Annotated in this window: 23 protein-coding genes; 10 read left to right on the top strand and 13 right to left on the bottom strand. The window is 72.5% G+C overall.

Going from position 1 to position 22,063, the window contains the following annotated elements:
• Positions 1-71: 71 nt before the first annotated feature.
• From BIV23_RS33995 to BIV23_RS33960, 8 genes are all read right to left on the bottom strand, one after another.
• Positions 72-1,055, bottom strand: a complete 984-nt coding sequence (locus BIV23_RS33995; RefSeq protein ID WP_071384831.1) for an N-acetylglucosamine kinase — start codon at positions 1,053-1,055, stop codon at positions 72-74.
• On the bottom strand, positions 1,046-2,311 hold the full coding sequence (locus tag BIV23_RS33990) for a 6-phospho-beta-glucosidase (RefSeq protein WP_071384830.1): 1,266 nt from the start codon (positions 2,309-2,311) through the stop codon (positions 1,046-1,048). The genes BIV23_RS33995 and BIV23_RS33990 overlap by 10 nt, the downstream gene beginning before the upstream one ends.
• 7 nt (positions 2,312-2,318) lie before the next feature.
• On the bottom strand, positions 2,319-3,212 hold the full coding sequence (locus tag BIV23_RS33985) for a carbohydrate ABC transporter permease (protein ID WP_071384829.1): 894 nt from the start codon (positions 3,210-3,212) through the stop codon (positions 2,319-2,321).
• Between the two features lie 2 nt (positions 3,213-3,214).
• Positions 3,215-4,156: a carbohydrate ABC transporter permease gene (locus BIV23_RS33980; protein WP_071384828.1), complete on the bottom strand. Its 942-nt coding sequence runs from the start codon at positions 4,154-4,156 to the stop codon at positions 3,215-3,217.
• A gap of 12 nt (positions 4,157-4,168) precedes the next feature.
• A complete protein-coding gene (locus BIV23_RS33975) occupies positions 4,169-5,512 on the bottom strand; it encodes an extracellular solute-binding protein (RefSeq protein WP_079173581.1) in 1,344 nt (447 codons plus the stop codon).
• A 49-nt stretch (positions 5,513-5,561) separates the two neighbouring features.
• Positions 5,562-6,773, bottom strand: a complete 1,212-nt coding sequence (locus BIV23_RS33970) for an ROK family transcriptional regulator (RefSeq protein WP_071384827.1) — start codon at positions 6,771-6,773, stop codon at positions 5,562-5,564.
• A gap of 203 nt (positions 6,774-6,976) precedes the next feature.
• Positions 6,977-7,597, bottom strand: a complete 621-nt coding sequence (locus tag BIV23_RS33965; RefSeq protein WP_071384826.1) for a Uma2 family endonuclease — start codon at positions 7,595-7,597, stop codon at positions 6,977-6,979.
• 138 nt (positions 7,598-7,735) lie between these two features.
• Complete coding sequence (locus BIV23_RS33960; RefSeq protein WP_071384825.1) at positions 7,736-8,842, bottom strand: mechanosensitive ion channel family protein; 1,107 nt, start codon at positions 8,840-8,842, stop codon at positions 7,736-7,738.
• Positions 8,843-9,176: 334 nt separating this feature from the next.
• On the opposite strand from BIV23_RS33960, the gene BIV23_RS33955 reads away from it, so the two are divergent.
• Entirely contained in the window at positions 9,177-9,713 is a 537-nt protein-coding gene (locus BIV23_RS33955; protein WP_071377809.1) for an HNH endonuclease, read from the top strand.
• 138 nt (positions 9,714-9,851) lie between these two features.
• Here BIV23_RS33955 and BIV23_RS33950 read toward each other — a convergent pair whose 3' ends face one another.
• Genes BIV23_RS33950 through BIV23_RS33940 form a run of 3 tightly spaced genes read right to left on the bottom strand, consistent with a single transcriptional unit; the run spans position 9,852 to position 10,883 of the window.
• Positions 9,852-10,034 (bottom strand): hypothetical protein, encoded by a 183-nt coding sequence (locus BIV23_RS33950; RefSeq protein WP_071384824.1) that lies wholly within the window; start codon positions 10,032-10,034, stop codon positions 9,852-9,854.
• A complete protein-coding gene (locus tag BIV23_RS33945) occupies positions 10,027-10,380 on the bottom strand; it encodes a hypothetical protein (RefSeq protein ID WP_071384823.1) in 354 nt (117 codons plus the stop codon). Before BIV23_RS33945 ends, BIV23_RS33950 begins: the two co-directional genes overlap by 8 nt.
• Before the next feature lie 47 nt (positions 10,381-10,427).
• The gene (locus BIV23_RS33940) at positions 10,428-10,883 is read right to left on the bottom strand and encodes an ATP-binding protein (RefSeq protein ID WP_071384822.1); all 456 of its coding nucleotides are present in this window, start codon (positions 10,881-10,883) and stop codon (positions 10,428-10,430) included.
• 158 nt (positions 10,884-11,041) lie between these two features.
• On the opposite strand from BIV23_RS33940, the gene BIV23_RS33935 reads away from it, so the two are divergent.
• The 5 genes from BIV23_RS33935 (at position 11,042) to BIV23_RS33915 (ending at position 14,787) form a co-directional block, all read left to right on the top strand.
• Positions 11,042-11,908 (top strand): helix-turn-helix domain-containing protein, encoded by an 867-nt coding sequence (locus tag BIV23_RS33935; protein WP_107471350.1) that lies wholly within the window; start codon positions 11,042-11,044, stop codon positions 11,906-11,908.
• A gap of 3 nt (positions 11,909-11,911) precedes the next feature.
• Positions 11,912-12,085 carry a DUF397 domain-containing protein gene (locus tag BIV23_RS33930; protein WP_071384820.1) on the top strand — a complete coding sequence of 58 codons (174 nt, stop codon included), beginning with the start codon at positions 11,912-11,914 and terminating at the stop codon, positions 12,083-12,085.
• 109 nt (positions 12,086-12,194) lie between these two features.
• Positions 12,195-12,347 carry a hypothetical protein gene (locus BIV23_RS49130; protein ID WP_245790775.1) on the top strand — a complete coding sequence of 51 codons (153 nt, stop codon included), beginning with the start codon at positions 12,195-12,197 and terminating at the stop codon, positions 12,345-12,347.
• Positions 12,348-14,447 (top strand): 4-alpha-glucanotransferase, encoded by a 2,100-nt coding sequence (gene malQ, locus BIV23_RS33920; RefSeq protein WP_071384819.1) that lies wholly within the window; start codon positions 12,348-12,350, stop codon positions 14,445-14,447.
• Positions 14,448-14,505: 58 nt separating this feature from the next.
• Positions 14,506-14,787 carry a hypothetical protein gene (locus BIV23_RS33915; RefSeq protein WP_071384818.1) on the top strand — a complete coding sequence of 94 codons (282 nt, stop codon included), beginning with the start codon at positions 14,506-14,508 and terminating at the stop codon, positions 14,785-14,787.
• 109 nt (positions 14,788-14,896) lie between these two features.
• Here the strand turns inward: BIV23_RS33915 and BIV23_RS33910 are convergent, their stop codons facing one another.
• Positions 14,897-16,243, bottom strand: coding sequence for an MFS transporter (locus tag BIV23_RS33910; RefSeq protein WP_071384875.1), 1,347 nt, complete (start codon positions 16,241-16,243; stop codon positions 14,897-14,899).
• A gap of 417 nt (positions 16,244-16,660) precedes the next feature.
• Between BIV23_RS33910 and BIV23_RS33905 the strand changes: the two genes are divergently transcribed.
• On the top strand, positions 16,661-17,620 hold the full coding sequence (locus BIV23_RS33905) for a helix-turn-helix domain-containing protein (RefSeq protein WP_245790773.1): 960 nt from the start codon (positions 16,661-16,663) through the stop codon (positions 17,618-17,620).
• Between the two features lie 21 nt (positions 17,621-17,641).
• Here the strand turns inward: BIV23_RS33905 and BIV23_RS33900 are convergent, their stop codons facing one another.
• Entirely contained in the window at positions 17,642-18,247 is a 606-nt protein-coding gene (locus tag BIV23_RS33900; protein WP_071384816.1) for a TetR/AcrR family transcriptional regulator, read from the bottom strand.
• Positions 18,248-18,378: 131 nt separating this feature from the next.
• Here BIV23_RS33900 and BIV23_RS33895 point away from each other — a divergent pair, with 131 nt between their 5' ends.
• The 3 genes from BIV23_RS33895 (at position 18,379) to BIV23_RS33885 (ending at position 22,021) form a co-directional block, all read left to right on the top strand.
• A complete protein-coding gene (locus tag BIV23_RS33895) occupies positions 18,379-19,878 on the top strand; it encodes an FAD-dependent monooxygenase (protein ID WP_071384815.1) in 1,500 nt (499 codons plus the stop codon).
• Positions 19,879-20,140: 262 nt separating this feature from the next.
• The gene (locus tag BIV23_RS33890) at positions 20,141-21,055 is read left to right on the top strand and encodes a DMT family transporter (RefSeq protein WP_071384814.1); all 915 of its coding nucleotides are present in this window, start codon (positions 20,141-20,143) and stop codon (positions 21,053-21,055) included.
• Positions 21,056-21,118: 63 nt separating this feature from the next.
• On the top strand, positions 21,119-22,021 hold the full coding sequence (locus BIV23_RS33885) for a LysR family transcriptional regulator (RefSeq protein ID WP_071384813.1): 903 nt from the start codon (positions 21,119-21,121) through the stop codon (positions 22,019-22,021).
• The last annotated feature ends 42 nt before the right edge of the window (positions 22,022-22,063 follow it).

The following is a 22,063-nucleotide window of genomic DNA, read 5'->3' as shown; positions in this document are numbered from 1 at the left end:
ACATGAACAGGGGAGTGCGCCCACCATGAATACGCCCTGTGCAGCTGTTCGGTTCCGTCGGGTGGGGCCGGTCACGACTCCCAGTAGGTCCGTGCCCGCTCCCGCGCCCGCGGATCCGCCCCCAGCCGGTCCAGTCCCAGCAGTGCCGCGCCCAGGACCGGGCTCGCCGCCACGACCCGGACGTCGGCCTTGGGGGCGCGGGCGGACAGCAGATCGCGGATGCCGTCGTCCAGCAGGGCGTGACCGGCCCTGAGGACGCTGCCGCCGAGCAGCACCGGGGTCTGCTCGCCGAGGAGGTCCAGGCGCGTCAGCGCGACCGTCGCCAGCACGGCCACCTCCTCGGCGAGCCGGGTGACGATCGCGCGGGCCACCGGGTCGCCCTCGGCGGCCGTCGCGAACAGCACCGGGGTCAGCTCGTGCCGGCGGTCGCCGTCGAGCCGGTCCAGGTGCAGGGCCTCGATGAGCGCGTACATCGTCGGCAGCCCGAAGTGCGCGGGGAGCGCGCGGGCCAGGGCCGTCGCCCCGCCCCGGCCGTCCTCCGCGCGGGCCGCGTGCCACAGGGCCTCCTCGGCCAGCGCCCACCCCCCGCCCCAGTCGCCGGAGATCCGTCCGACGGCCGGGAAGCGGGCGGTACGGCCGTCGGGTCGCATGCCGACGCAGTTGATGCCCGCGCCGCACACCACCGCGACGCCCCGGGGCTCGGCCACACCGGCCCGCAGGATCGCGAAGGTGTCGTTGCGGACCTCCACCGTCGCCCCCCACCCGCGCGCCTCCAGCGCGGCCGCCAACTGCGCCTCCTCCACCGGGAGATCGGCGTTGGCGAGGCACGCCGAGACGTGCGCGACGGAGCTCACGCCCGCCTCGGCGAAGGCCAGCCCGACCGGCCCGGCCAGCGCGTCCAGCGCGGCCGGCACGCCCACCACGGGCGGCCGGAAGCCGCCGCCCCGGGCGGTGGCGAGGACCTCCCCGGCGGCGGTGACCACGGCCACGTCGGTCTTGCTGTTGCCCGCGTCGATGGCGAGGACGGTCGGGGTCCGGGGTGCGGTCAGGCCCACGCGAGGTGCTCCCGGTTGTGTGCGACGAGCTGGTCGGTGAGGGTGTCGGCGTACGCGTACTGGCCGATCAGGGGGTGGGCGAGCAGCGCGCGGAAGACCCGGTCGCGGCCGCCGCGCAGCGCCGCGTGGAGGGCCAGTTCCTCGTACGCCGTCACGTTCGCGACCAGACCGGCGAGGACCGGGTCCAGGTCCGGTACCGGCAGCGGGGCCGGGCCGTGCGGGCCGACGGCCGCCTGGACCTCGATCACGGCGTCGTCCGGCAGGAACGGCAGCGTGCCCTTGTTGAGGGTGTTCACCACCTGGTACGGGCTGCCTCCCCCGCCGAGCAGCGCCGCCGCGAGGTCCACTGCTGCCTCCGAGTAGAAGGCGCCGCCCCGCCTGGCGAGCAGCGCGGGCTTCTCGTCCAGGGCGGGGTCGCCGTACATTCTCAGCAACTCCCGCTCCATGGCGGCCACTTCGGAGGCCCGGGACGGCTTCGTGCGCAGCTCGCCGACGACCTCGTCGTGGGCGTAGTAGTAGCGCAGGTAGTAGGACGGGACGACGCCCAGGCGGTCCACGAGAGGGCGGGGCAGGCGGACGTCGTCGCAGATCGCGTCGCCGTGTTCGGCCAGCAGCCCGGGCAGCACGTTCTCGCCCTCCGGGCCGCCGAGCCGGACGGCCGTCTCCCAGGTGAGGTGGTTCAGGCCGACGTGGCCGAGGTGGACGTCGGCCGGGGCGACGCCCAGCAGGTTCGCGAATCTACGCTGGAAGCCGATCGCCACGTTGCACAGCCCGACCGCCCGGTGCCCGGCCTGGAGCAGGGCGCGGGTGACGATGCCGACCGGGTTGGTGAAGTCGATGATCCACGCACGGGGGTTGGCGCGGCGGACCCGTTCGGCGATGTCCAGCACCACCGGGACCGTGCGCAGCGCCTTGGCCAGCCCGCCCGCGCCGGTGGTCTCCTGGCCGACGCAGCCGCACTCCAGCGGCCAGGTCTCGTCCTGCTCGCGGGCCGCCTGACCGCCGACGCGCAGCTGGAGCAGCACGGCGTCGGCGCCGTCGACGCCCGCGTCCAGATCGTGGGTGGTGACGATCCGCCCGTCGTGTCCCTGCCTGGCGAAGATCCGGCGGGCCAGGCCGCCGACCAGTTCCAGGCGCTCCGCCGCCGGGTCCACCAGCACCAGTTCCTCGATGGGCAGGGTGTCCCGCAGGCGGGCGAAGCCGTCGATGAGTTCGGGGGTGTAGGTCGAGCCGCCGCCGACCACGGTGAGTTTCATATCCGGGTTAACCCTTCACTCCGGTGAGCGTGACGCCCTCGACGAACGCCTTCTGGGCGAAGAAGAACACGAGGATCACGGGGGCCATGACCAGCACGGTCGCGGCCATGGTGAGGTTCCAGTCGGTGTGGTGGGCGCCCTTGAAGGACTCCAGGCCGTAGGACAGGGTCCAGGCTCCGGGGTTCTCGGACGCGTAGATCTGCGGGCCGAAGTAGTCGTTCCAGGCGTAGAAGAACTGGAAGAGGGCGACGGCGGCGATGCCCGGCTTCGCCATCGGCAGGACGACTTTCAGGAGCGTCCTGAGGTCCCCGCAGCCGTCCACCTTCGCCGCGTCCAGGTACTCGTTCGGGATCGTCATCAGGAACTGGCGCAGCAGGAAGATCGAGAACGCGTCGCCGAACGCCATCGGGACGATCAGCGGCCACAACGTGCCCGACAGGTCCAGCTGCTTCGCCCAGAACAGGTACATCGGGATGATGACCACCTGCGGGGGCAGCATCATCATCGAGATCACCAGCATGAGTGACAGGTTGCGGCCCCGGAAGCGGAACTTGGCGAGCGCGTACGCCACCGGGACCGACGACACCACGGTCAGCACGGTGCCGAGGCCGGCGTAGATCAGCGTGTTCTTCCACCAGGTCAGGAAGCCGGGCGTGTCGAAGACCTTCCGGTAGTTCCCCCACTCCCAGGTGTGCGGGACCAGATCGCGGCTCAGCGCCTGGCTGTCGCTCATCAGCGAGGTGAGGACCACGAAGACGAAGGGCAGCGTGAAGAACAGCGCGGCGGCGACACCGAGGGAGTGGACCGCGACCCACTCCAGCAGCGCCCTGCGCCGGGCGGTGCGCTCGGCGGCCGTGGCGGGCGCCGGCAACTCCACCGGTTTGCCGAGTACGTGGGCCATGGTCAGTCACCTGCCTGGATGAGACCGCCCCGGCGCCGCATCAGGAACGCGGTGAACACCATCGACAGGGCGAAGAGGACGAGGGCGACGACACACGCGGAGCCGTAGTCGAAGCGCTGGAAGCCGAGGTTGTAGACGAGCTGGGGGAGGGTGAGCGTGGACTTGTCGGGGTAGCCGGGCTCGAACTGGGTGCCCGCGCCCTGGATCACGCCCGAGGCGACCTTTCCGGCGATCAGAGGCTGGGTGTAGTACTGCATCGTCTGGATGACGCCCGTGACGACGGCGAACATGATGATCGGCGAGATGTTCGGCAGCGTCACGTACCGGAAGCGCTGCCACGCCGAGGCGCCGTCCAGCTCGGCCGCCTCGTACTGCTCCGTCGGCACGTCGAGCAGGGCGGCCATGAAGATGACCATGAGGTCGCCGACGCCCCACAGCGCGAGCAGGGTCAGCGCGGGCTTGGACCAGGTGGGGTCGTTGAACCAGCCGGGCGCGGGGACGCCGGTCTTCTCCAGGATCGAGTTGACCGGCCCGGTACCGGGGTTGAGCAGGAACGCGAAGGCCATGGTGGCCGCGACCGGCGGGGCGAGGTAGGGCAGGTAGAAGAGGGTGCGGAAGACGCCCGTACCCGTCTTGATCCTCGTGATCAGCAGCCCGATGCCGAGCCCGAAGACCACCCGGAGGCTCACCGTCACCACGACCAGCCACAGGGTGTTGCGCAGGGCGGGCCAGAAGAGGGGGTAGTGCTCGAAGACGTAGGTCCAGTTCTTGCCCCCGCTCCAGGTCGGCGGCCGGAAGCCGTCGTAGTGCATGAAGGAGAAGTAGACCGTCGAGATCAGCGGGTACGCGAAGAAGACCGCGAAGCCGACCAGCCAGGGCGACATGAAGGCGAGCGTCCTCAGCGCCGAGCGGCGGCGCTTGGATGCCGGAGTGAGCGTACTCATGGGCCGCGCCGCCTACTTCGCCTGCGCGATGTCCGTGTCGATCTGCGCGGCCGTCTTCCGCAGGCCCGCCTTCAGATCGGTGACCTTGCCGCTCTCGTAGTCGTAGCCGAACTGCTGGATCGTCACCAGGTACTGGCCGCCGTTGACCGAGGCGGGCGAGGTGGTCGAGTTCGGGTCGGCGGCGATGTCGAGGAACGTCTTGAAGCGGGGGTCGTACCTCAGCTTCGGGGACTTCAGCGCGGCGAGCGTGGAGGGCACGTTGTGCAGGTCGTTGGAGAAGCCGACCACCGCGTCGGTGTCCGTGCTGATGTACTTGACGAACTCCCAGGCCGCGTTCTGCTTGTGGCCGGCGGCGGCGATGCCCGCGATGGTGCCGGTGATGTAGCCCTTGCCGTACTGCGCCACCCGGTCGTCGGGGACGGGCAGCGGGGCGACGCCGATGTCGAGGTTCGGCTGGGCGGCGAGCGCCATCCCGAGCCGCCACTCGCCGTCGAGCTGCATGGCGACCTGGCCGGTGTGGAAGGGGTGCTTGGTGCCCCACTCGTCACCGAGCGTCGAGCGGTACTTCTCCAGCTTCTGGAATCCGCCGAGTTCGTCCACGAGCCGCTTCTGCAGACCGAACCCCTGCGCGAAGGCCGGGTCCTTGGCGACGTCCGACTTCCCGTCCTTGCCGAAGTACGTCGGCGAGAACTGCGCGAAGTAGTGCTCGGTGGTGGTCTCCCAGCCGTGGTAGTCCGGCATGAAACCGAGCTGTTTGTACGAGTCCCCGTCCGGGATCGTCAGCTTCTTCGCGTCGGCCTCGAACTCGGACCAGGTCTTCGGCGGGCTCGTGATGCCCGCCTTCTTGAACTCCATCTTGTTGTAGTAGAGCCCGTACGCGTCACCGAGCAGCGGCACCGTGCAGCGGTCGCCGTCGAACTGGGTGTACTCGTTCATCGTCTTCGGGAAGGTCGCGGCGGCGTCGATGCCCGACTTCTTGAAGAAGGGGTTCAGATCGACCAGCGCGCCCGAGGAGCAGAACTTGCCCACGTTGTTCGTGGTGAAGGAGGAGATGACGTCGGGGGCCGTGTCGCCGCCCGAGCGCAGCGCCTGGTTGATCTTGTCGTCGGTCATGTCGCCGACGACGTGCACGTGGATGTTGGGATGCGCCTTCTCGAACCCGGCGATCAGGGTGTTGACCGCCTTGACCTCGTTCGGCGCGCTCCAGGCGTGCCAGAAGTTGATCGTCGTGTCCTTCGAGGCGTCGTCCGTGGCGCCCGAACCGGACTGGCCCGTACAGGCGGTGGTGAGCAGGGCCAGCGAGGCGACGGCGGCAAAAGCCGCCTTTCGGGCGGCGCAGGGTATGACTTCGGGCATGGCGAGGTCTCCCGGGGAACGGGTGGGCGGAGGAGGGTGCTGCGAAGGCTCAGCGCGAGGTGTCGAAGACCTCGTCGCGGGTGGTGACGAGCGCGGACTCCAACGCGCCGCGCAGGACGGGGTGTTCGTGTACGTCGCCGACGACCAGCCGGGGCCGGGCCGCCGCCAGCTCCTCCAGCTCGGCCTGGACGAGGGCGCGCAGCACCTCGCCGCCGGCCGCGAGGGCGGAGCCGCTGAGGACGACGAGTTCGGGGTCGAGGACGGAGACGAGCGAGGCGAGACCGATGGCCAGCCGGGTCGCGTAGGTCCGGAGCAGCTCGCGGTAGGGGCCGGTGGCGTGATCGGCGGCGCGGGCGACGAGCGTGGCGGCGACCTCGGCGTGCGGCCCCGTCGGCAGGTCCTCGATGCCGAGTTCCCGGGCCAGCTTCGACACGGACTGGGAGCCGGCCAGCTCCTGGTAGCCGCCGCTGTTGGCCTTGGCCACCTGGCGCACCAGGGGGGTGCCCGGCACCGGCAGGAAGCCGACCTCGCCGGCGCCGCCGGTCCAGCCCCGGTGCAGCCGGCCGCCGAGGACGAGGGCGGCGCCGAGCCCCTCCTCGCTCCACAGCAGCACGAAGTCGCCGTGACCCTTGGCGGCGCCGAGCCGCTGTTCGGCGAGGGCGACGAGATTGACGTCGTTCTCGTACTCGACCGGCATCGGCAGGGCGGCGGCGAGTTCGTCGAGCAGGGTGGGGGAGTGCCAGCCGGGCAGATGGGAGGCGTAGCGCAGCCGCCCGGTGCCCGGGTCGAAGGCGCCGGGCGTACCGATCACGAGCCGGTGCACGTCGGACCGCGCGAGCCCGGCCGCCTTCACGGCCCCGTCGAGCGCGTCGGTGACCTGCTGGACGACCGGCTGGGCGGGATGCCGTCCGGGGGTGGGCAGCTCGTACTCGCCCACGGTCCGGCCGGTGATGTCGGCGACGGCGGCGCGGATGCGCTGCGGGGCGACGTCGAGTCCGGCGGCGTACGCGGCACCGGGATGGACCGCGTACAGCTGGGCGCTGGGCCCCGGCCGCCCCTCGCTGGTCCCGGTCACCCGCACCAGCCCGGCCGCCTCCAGGCGGGCCAGCAGCTGGGAGGCGGTGGGCTTGGACAGGCCGGTGAGCTTGCCGATCCGGGTGCGCGACAGCGGCCCGTGCGCCAGCAGGAGGTCCAGGGCGGCGCGGTCGTTCATGGCGCGCAGGACGCGCGGCGTGCCCGGCGTACCGGCGGTTCCTGCCATGGGGGTCCACACCTGCCTCTCCAGCCGCCCAGCTTTTCAGTGACCTGGCCGGACGTCCAGTCCCGATCACCGGCCACCGAAGATCACTGTTAGGAAACTTTCCTATTCGGGTGGGAGGAACGTAAGCCCGGGATGAAGGGGGCGTCAATAGACAACGAGCCCGAGGAGACGGAGTCGTTACCTCGGGGGTGGGGACCGGGGGCTCAGTTGTCGAGGAAGGGGGTGGTGTCGAGGGTGGGGTAAGGGGCAGGGAGGGGGAGCGGTTTGCCGAGGCTCACCTTGGTGTCGGTGTCGTAGTACGCCTCGGTGGGGTCGTCGCCGGGGAGGATGGGGTCGGTGCAGCAGTGGGCCGTTTGGGAGTGGCGGTTGATCAGGACGTAGACGGGGACGCCGGCGGCGGCGTAGGTGCGGAGCTTGGGGCCGGTGTCGGTCTCGTGGTTGGTGGAGGTGACTTCGCCGGCGAGGGCGAGCATGTCGATGGGGTACCAGCCCTTGTTGGCTTTGCGGTACGACTCGTCGAGTTCCGTCGGCTCGCGGCGGAGGATGTAGAAGTCGGGGATGACAAGGGCCATCGTGCTGCCGTCTTTGTGGGCGGCACGGAAGCCCATGCCCATGCCCGCCAGGTCGATTCCGGCGGTGTGGAAGTGGACAGCGAGCCTGACAGCGCCATTGCTGTGCTTGAAGTCCGGCTGCGGCGGCATGATGACCGACCCCTCGACGAATTCCGGCCGAATCGGCATCGGCGACGCCTCTTCGAACGTGATCAACAAATCGACGGGGTCCACCTGCGTCATGACCGGCTCCATGATCGGTTCGGCGCTCATCGCTGGTTCTCCTTGTCGCGCTGATGCCAGGCTAAGCCCGCTTCGGGCGCCCCGGCAGAACGATGGGGCACCCCGCACGCCCTTGGGCGCCGGAATGCCCCATCCGTTCACTCGAACGAGTGTGCTGAAGCCGTTCCCCTACTTCCCGGGCGGCGTCGGCTGCTCCGGCGTTATCGGAGTCGTCGCCTTCGCCTGCGCGGAGTCCGCGTTGGAGAAGGCCGAGGGGGCCGCCATCATGGCCGCCGGGTCGGGGGTGTCCCCAGCGTCCTCCACGGCCGTCGCGCCGCCCACGATGCGTATGTCCGCCGCGTCGAACGCCCGCTTGATCCGCCAGCGCAGCTCGCGCTCTACCGACAGTGCCTTGCCCGGCATCGTCTTCGCCGAGACCCGGACGACCATGGAGTCGATCAGGACCGAGTCCAGGCCCAGGACCTCGACCGGGCCCCACAGCAGCTCGTTCCAGGGCTCTTCCTTGCTCGTCTGCTCGGCGACCGCGTCCAGCGTGTCCTTGACCTTGTCCAGGTCCTCGCTCGATCGCACCGTCACGTCGACCCCGGCCGTCGCCCAGCCCTGCGAGAGGTTGCCGATCCGCTTGACCTCGCCGTTGCGGACGTACCAGATCTCGCCGTCCGAGCCGCGCAGCTTGGTCACGCGCAGCCCGACCTCGATCACCTCGCCGGTGGCCACACCCGCGTCGATCACGTCACCGACGCCGTACTGGTCCTCAAGGATCATGAACACGCCGGACAGGAAGTCCGTGACCAGGTTGCGCGCGCCGAAACCGATCGCCACGCCGGCGACACCGGCCGACGCCAGCAGCGGCGCCAGGTTGATCTTGAAGGTCGACAGCACCATCAGCGCCGCCGTACCCATGATCAGGAAGCTCGCCACCGAGCGGAGCACGGAACCGATCGCCGCCGACCGCTGCCGGCGCCGCTCGGTGTTCACCAGCAGCCCGCCCAGCGCGGTGCCGTCCACGGCCTGCGCGGTCCGGGCCATCCGCTCGATCAGCTTGGTGATCGCCCGCCGCACCACGGCTCTGAGCGCGACCGCGATCACGACGATCAGCAGGATCTGCAGCCCCATCGCGAGCCACGTCGACCAGTTCTGCTCGACCCAGCTCGCCGCGTTCGTCGCGCTCTCCTGGGCGTCCTGGAGAGAGGGGACGGCCGGTGCCGTCGACCCGGAAGGGGAGGGGGACGGCGACGCACCGGCGGCCAGGAGGACGACGGGCAAGGACGACACGGCAGGTACCTCCAGGTGCTGCGGGTTCCGTACCGGTGGGGCGGTCAGGGGTTCCAGGGACTTTCAAGGTCACGAAAAGGTCACCGGACGGACTGACCACCACACTAACGGGGCATTGTGTGTGCGCCGCGCGAATACGCCAAGGAGGGCCGCAGGAGAGACGGGGCTCACCCTGGCTTGAACAGGCCATGATCCGGGGGATGTATTCGGTGTGGTCGAAAACACTCCCAGCCCGTTACCGGGACATGGTGGCGCGTTCACCAGGCATGAGGGGAGACTGACCTCAGATCGTCCCGGCGCGAGCCACGCGCCGCCGACGCCCAAGGAGGCACCCGTGCCGCATGTCCTGGTCCTCAACGCGTCGTACGAGCCGCTCGGCGTCGTACCGCTCCGCCGCGCGCTCATCCTCGTCCTGGAGAACAAGGCCGTCTCCCTCGAGGAATCCGGCGCCTATATGCACAGCGCGACCGTCACAGTCCCCGCACCCAGCGTGGTCCGGCTCAAGCGATTCGTCCGGGTTCCCTACCGGGGGCCCGTTCCTCTCACCCGCCGCGCGCTCTTCGCCCGCGACGGCGGCCGGTGCATGTACTGCGGTGGCGTCGCAACCAGCGTCGACCACGTCATCCCGCGCAGCCGCGGGGGCAAGCACGTCTGGGACAACGTGGTGGCGTCCTGTCGCCGCTGCAACCACGTCAAGGCCGACCGCCACCTCGTCGAACTGGGCTGGCGCCTGCGCCACAAGCCGGCCCCGCCGACGGGCCTGGCCTGGCGCATCATCGGCACGGGCCATAGGGACCCGCGCTGGTTGCCCTATTTGCAGCCGTACGGCGCGGACGACGCCCTGGCCCGGATCGACGGCATCTCAGCCTGACGATCCGGGCTTCTGCGTACGTTGCGGGCCGCATGCCGTCGGCATGCGGCCCGGGGGAGGCCGGTCCCGCTCAGCCGAACCAGCTGACCTGCACGATCACGATCCGCTCGCCGCGCACGTCCGTCAGATACGTCAGCATCAGCAGCCCCCGGGATTCTGTGCGCACTCCGGGACCCGGTCCGGTGTAGGCGCTCCCTCCAGGAAGACCATGGATTCGCGTACGGCGATCTCGTCGGCCAGTCGCTCGGTCTCGGCGCGCGCCGCGTCCGGGAGCCCGTCGAGGAGATCGACCTGGAACGGCTCCCAGTGCCAGTCAGCCACCCGCGACCTCGCGGTGGGCGGCGCGCACGATCTCCCCGGCCTCGCGGACGGCGCGCTCGCGCACGTCCGGGTCAGGGCTGCTGATGGCCTGCTCGGCGGCGTGCAGCCGACGGGCGGTCTCGGGGTGCCGCTCGATCTCGACCACGACGCCCCACTGGCGGTAGAACATCCGGATCGGTACGACGCTGTCCTCGTCCCCGGCCCGGATGAACGCCTTCTGCAGGTCTTCGAAGAACTCGGGCAGGCGCGAGGGAACGACGGTCGCCACGGCCTGCCGAAGCGCCGGCAGTGTCAGCTCGGGCTTGGGGATCAGCGGGCCGTTCCCGTCCACGTACGGCATGGTCATCGGCTGCCCCTTCCGCTCGTCCAGCGTCCTTCCGGCACGGGCCCACGCTAGCGCCATTTCCGTCCCTCCCGCGTGCAGAGGGCGAGTCCGAGGCTCCACTCCGCCCACACCGTCTTCCCCACCCCGGCCCGTGGCCCCACACCCCAGTCGTCGGCCAGCGCCTCGACGAGCGTCAGCCCGCGCCCGAACTGATCCTCGGCGGTCACGTCGCGCGGGCACGGGAGCCGTTCGCCGCGCGGGTCGCTGATCTCGACGCGGAGTGCGGCGGGTGTGGTGAGGAGCCGCAGCCGGACGAGCCGGTCGCGCAGGCTGCCGTGCAGCAGGGCGTTGGTCATCAGCTCGCTGACGACGAGGGCGACGTCTCCGGCGAGGTGTTCGTATCCCCACTCGGTGACGAGGCGCGCCGCGCGGTGGCGGGCGAGGGCGACGCTGCGGGGGACGGGGGTGTAGTCGAGCTGGTCTTCGTGGGGGAGGGGGGTGGGGGCGGGGCTGGGGTCGGGCATGGGGCGTGCCTCCGAGCGACTCCGATGTGTGAGCGGTTGAGTGCCGAACGTATTGGGGATGTTTTCTTGAGTGCAAGCGGCTTGAAGACAATTGGCTCAGACGTGTGACGTGGAAGCCGTGAAGGCGCGAGACTGATCCCGTGAACCGATCCGCACCAATGGGTAGCCGAGCGTCAACTGTCCTGGGCCGCAGGCTTGGTGGAGAGCTGTTGCGCCTGCGCGACGCCGCGGGAAGGACCCAGCAACAAGCCGCCGATGTCCTCGACGCCACCAACTCGAAGATCGTGAAGATGGAGCGGGGGCTGGTGCCCATGCGTGACGTCGACATCCGCGCTCTGTGCGAGTTCTACGGCTTGGACGACCCCAAGGCCCACACGCGACTGCTGAACCTGGCCCGCCTGGACCGTGAACGCCGTAAGGCGAAGGGTTGGTGGCAGGACTCGCCCCACCCGGGCACCTTCTCCGAGTACATCGCGCTTGAGGACGTCGCCAGCCGGGTGCGGGCCTGGGAACTCTCGCTGATTCCCGGCCTGTTCCAGACCGCCGAGTACGCGCGTGCGCTTGCGGTGAGTGAAGGCGCAGGGGTGTGGGAGGACCCCGACGAGATCGAGCGCCTGGTCGAGATCCGCATGCGCCGCCAGGAGCGACTGCACGGAGAGCATCCGCTTGAGGTGTACGCGGTTGTCTGGGAAGCGGCACTCCGGCAGTTGATCGGTGGCCCCGACATCATGCGCGCGCAGCTGGAGCATCTGCTGAAGGTGGCCAAGCTTCCGAACGTCCGACTTCAGGTGCTGCCGTTCCGTGCGGGTGGACACCCTTGCATCACAGGGCCGTTCACCATCATCTCGTTTGCCGAGAGCGAGGCTCTGGACGTGGTTCACGCAGACACCGTCATGTCTACTGTGTGGGTGGAGAACGAGGGCGAGAGCGCGGAACACGGCGCCTTCTTCGACCGTACGGCCCGGCTCAGCCTCGCCCAGCACGACTCCGCCCAACTGATCAACAGCATCTGCCAGGAGACCTGAGCCGTGCCCGAATTCCACTTCGTGAAGTCCAGCTACAGCAACACCGGAGGGAACTGCGTCGAAGTCGCCCGCAACGTCCCCGCGACCGTCGCCGTCCGCGACTCCAAGACCCCCGACGGCCCCGTACTCCGCCTCGCGCCGCAGACCTGGACGGAGTTCACCGCGTCGTTGCGCTGAGTCGAATGTGACGAATGGCATGTTGTTCCATGCCGTACGTCTGCCGTCGCGCTCACGGGGTAGGGGCTGCGGTAACCCACAAGGTCGCCGTACCCGAAAGGAGGCCCCCGTGTCCGTCTTCTGCGCGGAGAGCGCCTGTACCCAGGCCCCGCTGACCAGCGAGCCGCCCCTGCCCGACGCCGAACCCCTGACCAGTGAGCCGCCGCTCGCCGAGACCGCCCCGCTGACCAGTGAGTCCGACGCCTTCGCCGCGGGGGTGTAGGTGACCGCGGCGCTCGCGGACGCGGACCTGGCCCGGCTCGCCGAGCTGCACGGGGTCGCCACCTCCTACCGCCCCGCCCCGGACCGTACGGTCGCCGTGCCCGCCGCCGCCGTGGCCGCCGCCCTGGCCGCCCTCGGTGTCGACGCGGCCGGCCCCGACGCCGTCCGCACCGCGCTCGCCGCCCGGGAACGCGAGCTGCGCGAGCGACTGCTGCCGCCGACCGTCGTGCGCTGGGCCGGTGATCCGCGGCGGCCCGCGGCCCTCGCCGCCCTGCCCTCCGGCACCCGGCTGACCGTCACCACCGAGGGCGCGGCGGCGGACCGCGAGTGGGACGGGGGCGGGGAACTGCCGCTCGGGGTCCACCAGTTGAGCGCCGTCGCGCCCGACGGGCGGACCGGCCGCGCACATCTCGTCGTCGCCCCCGACCGGCTGCCCGCCCCGGCGGGCCGCTCCCACGGGCTGCTCGTCCAGCTGTACTCGCTGCTCTCGCGCCGCTCCTGGGGCATGGGCGACCTCGGTGACCTCGCCGAGCTGGCCGGCTGGGCCGGGCGTACGACCGGCGCCGGATTCGTGCAGGTCAACCCGTTGCACTCGGCCGTACCCGGCGCCCCGACCGATCCCTCGCCGTACCGCCCGTCCTCCCGCCGCTTCCCGGACCCGGTCCATCTGCGGATCGAGGACGTCCCCGAGTACGCGTACGTCGAGGAGGCGGAGGGGCGGGAACGGCTCGGCGCGCTGCGGGAGCGGGCGGCCCGGCTGCGCGCCGCCGTCCTCGACAAGGGCGAGCTCATCGACCGGGACGCCGTGTGGGAGCTGAAGCGCGAGGCCCTGGAGATCGTCCTCGCCGTACCGCTCGGACCGGGGCGGCAGGCGGCGTACGACGCCTTCCGCGCCGCCCACGGCCGGGCCCTCACCGACCACGCCACCTGGTACGCCCTCGCCGAGACCCACGGCGCCGACTGGCACGGCTGGCCCGAGGAACTGCGCGACCCCCGCTCGGCCGCCACCGCACGGGCCCGCGCCGACCTCGCCGGCCGCGTCGAGTTCCACACCCGCCTCGCCTGGCTCACCGACGGCCAGCTGCGCGCCGCCCAGCGGGTCGCGGCGCAGGCCGGGATGTCCGTCGGGATCGTGCACGACCTCGCCGTCGGCGTGCATCCGCAGGGCGCCGACGCCTGGGCCCAGCAGGACGTGTTCGCCGCCGGCATGTCGGTCGGCGCCCCGCCCGACGCCTTCAACGCCCGCGGCCAGGACTGGGGCCTGCCGCCCTGGCGCCCCGACCGGCTCGCGGCCTGCGGCCACGCCCCGTACCGCGAGCTGCTGCGCGCCCTCTTCCGCTACGCCGGAGCCCTGCGCATCGACCACGTCATGGGCCTGTTCCGGCTGTGGTGGGTGCCGAGCGGACGCGCCCCGACCGAGGGCACGTACGTCCGCTACGACGCCGACGCCATGCTCGCGATCCTCGCCCTGGAGGCGCACCGCGCCGGGGCGGTCGTCATCGGCGAGGACCTGGGCACCGTCGAGCCGGGCGTGCGCGAGGCGCTCCAGCGGCGCGGGGTGCTCGGCACCTCGGTCCTGTGGTTCGAACGGGACTGGGAGGGCGACGGCCGCCCGCTGCCGCCCGAGCGCTGGCGCGCCGACTGCCTGGCCACCGCCACCACCCACGACCTGCCGCCCACCGCCGCCCGGCTCACCGGCGACCACGTCGGCCTGCGCGACCGCCTCGGCCTCCTCACCCGCCCGGCGGCCGAGGAGCGCGCCGAGGCCGACGCCGACACCGCCGAGTGGCTGGCCCTGCTCGGCAGCCTGGGCCTCATGGACCGGCCGGCCGCCGGACCGCCCGGCTCCGACGAGGAGGAGGAGATCCGCGCCGTCCACCGCTTCCTGCTGCGCACCCCGGCCCGGCTGATCGGCGTCTGGCTCCCGGACGGCATCGGCGACCGCCGTCCCCAGAACCTGCCGGGCACCTGGGACCAGTACCCGAACTGGCGGCTGCCGATCGCGGACCGCGACGGCCGCCCCCTCCCGCTGGAGGAACTGACGGCCGCGCCCCGACTGCGGGCGTTACTCGATGTATTCACCCAGGTCAGGGGCGAGTGAACAGCGTGTACGGGACCCCGGACGCGCGCCTGTGAGGGTGATTCGCTAACTTGAGAACGTGGACAAGAAGAACGCCCTGCGCGCCGGCGCCCTGGCCTCCGGTACGACGCTGATGATGCTGCTCATGTCGTCCCCCGCGCTCGCGCTGACCCGCGACGACGGTGACGACCCCGGCCATGGCCTGAGCGTCGTCCAGACGCTGGGCCTCTACGTGCTGATCCCGCTGGCCCTGTTCGCCGTCATCGCCGGTCTGGTGATGGCGCTCGACAAGTCCAAGATCCGGACCGTCAAGCCCTCCTCCAAGGCCGCCGTGAAGTCCGGGGCCGACGCCAAGGCCTGACCGCACACCGGTTCCTCCGCCGGGGGCGCCCGCCTTCCCGCCGGTACGCGCGCATCGCCGTATCTGGGTGGGGGCGGCGCCCTCGGCGTTTTCGCGCTCCTGACCGGGCTCAGCCACGCCGCAGCAGGAGACGGGAGAGGGCGGCGGTGAGGACGAGGAGCGCGGCGACGGCGAGGAGGCCGAGGCGCATCCCGGGGAGGGAGAAGTCGCCGCCGGGGCCCGAGAGCAGGCTGCCGAAGAGGGCGACGGCGAGCGCGCCGCCGGTCTGGCGGAAGGAGTTGAGCAGCCCCGACGCGGTCCCCGCGCGCTCCCGGGGCACCGCGTCCATCAGCAGCGCGGTCAGCGCGGGCACCGCGAGCGCCCCGCCGATGCTCAGCGGCAGCAGCAGGACCAGGACCAGCCACACCGGGGTGTGCGCGGCCAGCGGCAGCATGGCCAGCATCGCCCCCGCGAAGATCAGCTGACCGGCGACGATCACCGGACGCCGTCCGATCCGCTCCGCCATGCGCGGCGAGACCAGGTTGGTCGCCGTCACCACCGCCGACATCGGGACGAACATCAGCCCGGCCGCCGTTCCCGACATCCCGCGCAGCTGCTGGTAGTACAGCCCGAGCAGGAAGATCCCGCCGTAGAAGGCGGCGTTGACGGCGAAACCGACCGCGAGCGGGACGGCCACCTGGCGGTTCCTCAGCATGCCCAGGGGGACCATCGGCTGGCGGTGGCGGGTCTCCGCCGCGTAGAAGGCGCAACCGGAGGCGACGGCGAGCGCGGCGGCGGCCAGGACGGGGCCGCTGGTCCAGCCCTGGTGGCCGCCCTCGATCACCGCGAAGGCCAGCCCGGCCAGGGCCAGTACGGCGGTGAGCTGCCCGACGCCGTCCAGCGCGGCGGGCCGGCGCGGGGAGCGCGGCACCCGGACCAGCAGGCCCAGGATCACCGCGCCCACCGGGAGGTTGAGCAGGAAGACCGCCCGCCAGCCGGCCGAGTCGGTGAGCAGTCCGCCGAGCACCGGGCCCGCGGCCATCGCCACCGAGCCGCCGACCGTCCACAGCGCGATGGCTCGGGCGCGCGCCCGGACGTCGTCGTACGCCTGCCGGATCAGCGCCAGCGAGGCCGGCATCACGACCGCGGCGGCGGCCCCCTGCGCCACGCGTGCGCCGACGAGCGTGCCGATGCCGGGCGCGAGCGCGCAGCCGAGGGAGGCGAGGGTGAACAGGGCGACGCCCCAGGCGTAGGCGCGGCGGGCGCCGGTGCGGTCGGCGAGGGCGCCGGCGGAGAGCATCAGGGCCGCGAACATCAGGGTGTACGCGTCCACCACCCACTGCAGCCCGGTCATCCCGCCGCTGAAGGAGCTCCGGATCGCGGGCAGGGCGATGTTCACGGCCGAGACGTCGATGGTGATCACGGTGAACCCGAGCAGCGACGCGACCAGCGCGAGACCGCTCCTCGGGGGCGAGATGGTTCCGTCGGTGGGTGGCGCGGGCCGGTCGGCCGGCGCGGCCGGCCGGGCCCGGTCCGGCTGTCGTCGCCGGACCGTGAGCGCCGATGACGCCGGAGCGGGGGCCGGTGCCTCGGGGGCGGGCCTGTGAGCGGCGGTGGCGGCGGTGGACCGGGGCGGGGTGATGGGCACGGTGACTCCCTTTGGCGCAGGCCTGATTGACGACTCGTCAGCGGTGAAGGGGCGGGCGGCGGCAGCCTGCCGGGGCCGCGGACCGGTGTCGTGCACCCCCTGGGCCCCGGCGGCCGGGCCGCCCGCTCCAGGAACAACTGTGGCTCCGCGCACGGCCGTCCGGCAGACCGCGCTGTGCCGGGGGTGCGGCGTTCCAGGCCCTGACAGGGCCCCCCACGTTCCCGGCCCGCCTGCGACAATGGCCGGATGGCAGCAGCATCAGCGGACACCCGGGGCACCGAGCTGGGCAGATATCTGAAGGCCCGCAGGGCGCAGGTGCGCCCGGAGGAGGTCGGCCTCCCGGCCGGCGCGGGCGTGCGCCGCACCCCCGGACTGCGCCGGGAGGAGCTGGCCGCGCTGGCCGGGGTGAGCGTCGACTACTACATCCGCCTGGAGCGCGGCCGGGAGGCCAACCCTTCCCCCGCCGTCGTGGACGCCCTCGGCCGTGCTCTGCGGCTGCGCGGCGATGGTTACGAGCGCCTGCACGAGCTCGCCGAGCTCGCCGCGGGCCGGGTCTCGGAGCTGCCCGCCTGCTCGGACCACACCGTCCGCGAGTCGGTACTGCGCATGCTGGAGTCGGTGCGCCCGCTGCCGGCCTACGTGGTGAGCCGCCACAACCGCGTACTGGCCGCGAACCCGCCGGGCCGGCGGCTGCTGCCCGGGCTCTGGGACTGGCCGGAGGACCAGCGCAACCTGACTCGCTATCTCTTCCTCCACCCGGTCGGCCGGACGCTCTACGACCCGTGGGAGGAGAACGTCGCCCTGTCGGTGGCGCACCTGCGGGCGGTCGCGGGGGCCGACCCGGACGATCCCGAGCTGACCGCGCTCGTCGGCGAACTGGTGCTGAAGTCACCCGAGTTCGCGCGGCTCTGGGAACGGTACGATGTCTGCGAGCGCGGCGGCGGGCAGAAGACCTTCCAGCACCCGAAGGCCGGCCCGATGACGCTGACCTACGAGGTCATGCGACTGGCCCGGACGGGCGGTCAGCGGATGGTGGTCTACCAGGCAGCCCCCGGCACGCCGGACGAGGAGGCCATGTCGCGCCTGGACGCCGCGGACACCGCTGCCGCCGCGGACGCCCGACCGGAGTCGGTGCCCTCGGGGTGTCGGCCGGAGGCGGCCGCCGAGCCGTGCCTCGCCTGCGCGCAGACCCCGGCCCACGCCTGATCGCGGCCCGCCGGGCTCCGCTCAGGGGTTCGGAGCCGTCAGATACCGCTGCACGGTCGGTCCGAGCCACGCCAGCAGCTCCGCGCGGGTCAGCTCGACGGCCGGCGGCAGGCGCAGGACGTAGCGGGTGAAGGCCAGCCCGAGCAACTGCGCGGCGCACAGCGCGGCCCGCGCCGGGAACTGCTCGGGGTCGGGGCACGCCTGGCGGGCCACCGGCAGCAGCTGTTCCCGGAAGATCGTCTGCATCCGTTCGGCGCCGGCCTGATTGGTGGCGCCGACCCTGAGGACCGCCGTCAGCTCCTCGTTCTGCTCCCACAGGTCGAGGAAGTGGCCGACCAGCGTCCGGCCCACCTCGTCCCGCGGCACCTGATCGAGGTCGGGCAGCCGCAGGTTCAGCGTGACGGCCGCCGCGAACAGCCCCTCCTTGCTGCCGAAGTAGCGCATCACCATCGACGGGTCGATCCGCGCGTCCTTGGCGATGGCCCGGATGGTGGCCCGCTCGTAGCCGTCGGTGGCGAACCGTTCGCGGGCGGCGTCGAGGATGGCCGACCGCGTGGCGTCGGAGCGCCGCGCCGGGCCGCCCGTGACCTGAGCCGCGTCCTGGTTCTTCTGTGCGCTGCCGTTCATACCGACGAGCGTATGCCAACAGCCGTAGGCCAACAAGCGTTGACGCGCCCGGCGGCGCGGTCCTATCGTTGCCTACAAGCGTTGGCCCACAGATGTTGGCCAACAGGTGTTGTCACCCCCAGGAGGCCACCATGAACGGCACCACCGGACACGTCGCCATCGTCGGCTCCGGCCCCACCGGCCTGCTGCTCGCCGGTGATCTCGCCGCCGCCGGCGTCCCGGTCACCGTCCTCGAAAAGCGCCCCCACGAGATCAGCAACCTCTCCCGCGCCTTCGTCCTGCATGCCCGCACCCTCGAACAGCTCGACGCCCGCCCGTCGCCCACCACCACCCTCGACGGACGCGCATCGCGCGCACCTCATTCGCGGAGCCTCGCCGACGACCTGGAGGCCATCGGCCGGCCTCTCGACCACCTCCTCGCCTTCGGCCGGCTCGACCTCGACCTCGGCTCCCTCCCCTCCCGCTTCCGACACGTCCTCGTCCTCCCGCAGTACGAGATCGAGAAGGCCCTGGCGGAGCGGGCCGTCGAGGCGGGGGCGGCGTTCCGGTACGACACCGAGGTGACCGGGCTCGCGCAGGACGCGGACGGCGTCACCGTCGAGGTCCGCGGACCCGAGGGGCGTACGCAGACGCTCCGCGCCGGGTACGTGGTCGGCGCGGACGGGATGCGCAGTGCCGTGCGGCAGGCGGTCGGGCTGCCGTTCCCGGGCAGGTCGGTGCTCCGGTCCGTCGTCCTCGCGGACGTCCGGCTCGCCGAGGAGCCGCCGGCCCTGCTCACGGTGCACGCCGCCGGCGACGCCTTCGCCTTCCTCGCGCCGTTCGGCGACGGCTACTACCGGGTGATCGGCTGGCGCCGCGGCCGCGACCTGCCCGACCACGAGCCCGTCGACCTGGCCGAGGTCAAGGAGATCACCCGGCTCGCCCTCGGCCGGGACTTCGGGATGCACGACGCCCGCTGGATGTCCCGCTTCCACAGCGACGAACGGCAGGCGCCGGCCTACCGGGTGGGCCGGGTCTTCCTGGCCGGCGACGCCGCGCACGTGCACACCCCGGCCGGCGGCCAGGGCATGAACACCGGGCTCCAGGACGCGGCCAACCTGAGCTGGAAGCTGGCCGCGGTCGTCGCCGGGCACGCGGACCCCGCGCTGCTCGACACCTACCAGGCCGAACGGCACCCGGTCGGCAGGGCGGTGCTGCGCAGCAGCGGCGGGATCATCCGCCTGGCGATGGCCAAGCGCCCCTGGACGCTCGCGGCGCGCTCCGTGTCCACCCTGTTCCTGAACGCCGTGGGCCCCGCCCGGCGTGCCCTCGCCGCCCAGGTCACCGGCATCGGCTACCGCTACCCCGCGCCCCGCGGCGCCCACCGCCTCACCGGCACCCGGGTCCCGGACGTCGCCCTGGCCGGCGGCGGCCGGCTCTACGAGGCCCTGCGCGGCGGCCGGTTCGTCCTGATCGCCCCGGAGCCCTGTGCGGCGGACCCCGGCCGCACCGGCCGGCTCACCGTGGCCCACTGGGCGAGCGACCGCCGTACGACCGTGCTGGTGCGGCCCGACGGCTACGCGGCCTGGGCCGCGGACGGCGCCGACCCCGAGCGGACACGGGCGGCGATCGCCGCGCACGTCGGCGGCTGACCGGCGTACAGGAGGGAGCGGCCCCCGGACCCTGGTGGTCGCCCTCCCGCGTCCCCGTCGGCAACTCCCTCAGCGGGCCGGCCATGGCATTGGCGTTCGGGGCGACACTGGCGGGACAGCTCGGGGGAGCCGAGGCTCCGGAGGCGGTCGATCGTTCAGTTCTGCTGAAAAGAACCGTCGTAAAGTTTCGATGGACCTGACAGGTCGGTCCTTGCGACGGTGAGGGGCACGGACCCGCTGCCGCCTCGCCGAAAGGACCCCCGTGACCGCCGTCCTCCCCCGGACCCCCACGACCTCCACCTCCACCTCCACCTCCGCCGTTTCCGTCCTCGGCCTCGCCTGCGCCGCCCTCGCGACGGTCGTCTGGTCCGGCAGCTTCGTCGCCTCCCGCGGTCTGCACGACAGCGTCCCGCCGATCCAGCACGCCTTCTGGCGCTGGGTGATCGCCCTGCTCGCCGTGGCACCGTTCGGTGCCCGGCAGGCCTGGCGCAGGCGGGCCCTGTTCCGCCGCCACGCCCGCTACGTGTTCCTCACCTCGCTCCTCGGCGTGGCCGTCTACAACACCCTCGTCAACCAGGCAGGACTGACCACCCCGGCCGCCACGATGGGCATGATCATGGCCGCCTCGCCGGTGCTCATGGCGGTCTTCGAACGCCTCGGCGGCGTACGGCTCGGCGCCCGGCGCGCCACCGGGCTGCTGATCGCCTGCGCGGGCGTGGCCCTGCTCGTGGGCGGCGCCGCGCGCTTCTCGGCAGGCGACCTGTGGATGATCGCGGCCGCCTGCTGCTTCGCGGGCTACAGCGCGCTGCTGCGCCGCAGGCCGGCCGGGCTCGGCGGCACCGCCTTCCTGTTCGCGACGTTCGTCATCGGCGCCCTCCTGCTCCTGCCCGTCCAGGCGGCGAGCGTGGCCGTCCAGGGCGGCTTCACCCCGACCCCCGGCACGGTCCTGCCGCTCCTCTACGTGGGCGTGGCCTCCTCGGCGGTGGCCTTCTTCGCCTGGAACAAGGCCATCGCCCTGATCGGCGCGACCCGTGCGGGCATCGTCTACTACCTTCAGCCCCTCTGCGTGGCCCTGCTGTCCTGGGCCCTCCTCGGCGAGACGACCGGATGGCCGCAACTGCTGTCGATGGCCCTGATCCTGGGCGGGGTCGTCCTGGGCGCGGGATCCCGCCGGTGACGGTGACGGTGAGGGGGCGGCGGTGTCCGGGGCCGCAGGGATGCGGGCGTGTAGCGTGCGCGCATGGTCGAGTGGGACATCCGCAAGCTGCAGGTCCTGCGTGCCCTGCGGGAGCGCGGGACGGTGACCGCGGCGGCGGAGGCCCTGCACATGACCCCCTCCGCGGTCTCCCAGCAGCTCGCCAATCTCGCCCGGCAGCTCGGTGTGCCCCTGCTGGAGGCGCGGGGCCGCCGGGTGCGGCTGACCGACGGGGCCCGGCTGGTGCTGGCGCAGACGGAGCCGGTCTTCGAGCAACTGGAGCGCGCGGAGGCGGCGTTGGCGGCGTACGCCGAGGGGGAGGCGGGGGAGGTCCGGGTGGGCGCCTTCGCCACCTCGGTGCCCGCCCTGGTCGTACCGGCCGTACGGGCCCTGCGGGACGCCCACCCCGGGGTGAGCGTCCGCGTGCGGGAGGCGGAGGCGGCCGAGGCCTACGAGCTGCTGACCGCCGGTGACGTCGACCTCGCCCTGTCCCTGGCGGCCGAGGCCCCGAGCGCGGCCGATCCCCGTCTCACCCAAGTCCCGCTGCTGGCCGACCCGTTGGACGTGGCCCTGCCCCCCGATCACCCCCTGGCGCAGGCCCCCGCCCTGACCCTGACCGACCTGTCGTCCGAACCCTGGATCTTCGGCGGCAGCGGCCCCTGGTCGGACATCACCCGTCGCGCCTGCGAGGCGGCTGGATTCAGCCCCTACCAGGGCCACTCCGCCTCCGGTTGGACCGCGATCCTCGCCATGGTCGAGGCGGGCATGGGCGTGGCGCTGGTCCCCCGGATGGCCGCGGGCCGACGGGACGGGGTGGTGCTGCGCGACCTCGGCCCGGACGGCCCGGTCCGGCATGTCACGGCGGCGGTCCGCAGGGGCGGCGAGTCGGGGCGGGCGGTGTGCCGCGTGCTGGAGGCCCTGCGGGACGCGGCGGCGGCCGGGCTCTGACGGCTGCCCGCCGCCTCGGCGCCGCCCGACGCGAAGGCCCCG

Origin of the sequence: Streptomyces monashensis (genome assembly GCF_001866665.1) — a bacterium.
GTDB classification, from domain to species: domain Bacteria; phylum Actinomycetota; class Actinomycetes; order Streptomycetales; family Streptomycetaceae; genus Streptomyces; species Streptomyces monashensis.
Note: the sequence above shows the minus strand (reverse complement) of the source record. Positions and strands in the feature narration are given on the sequence as shown.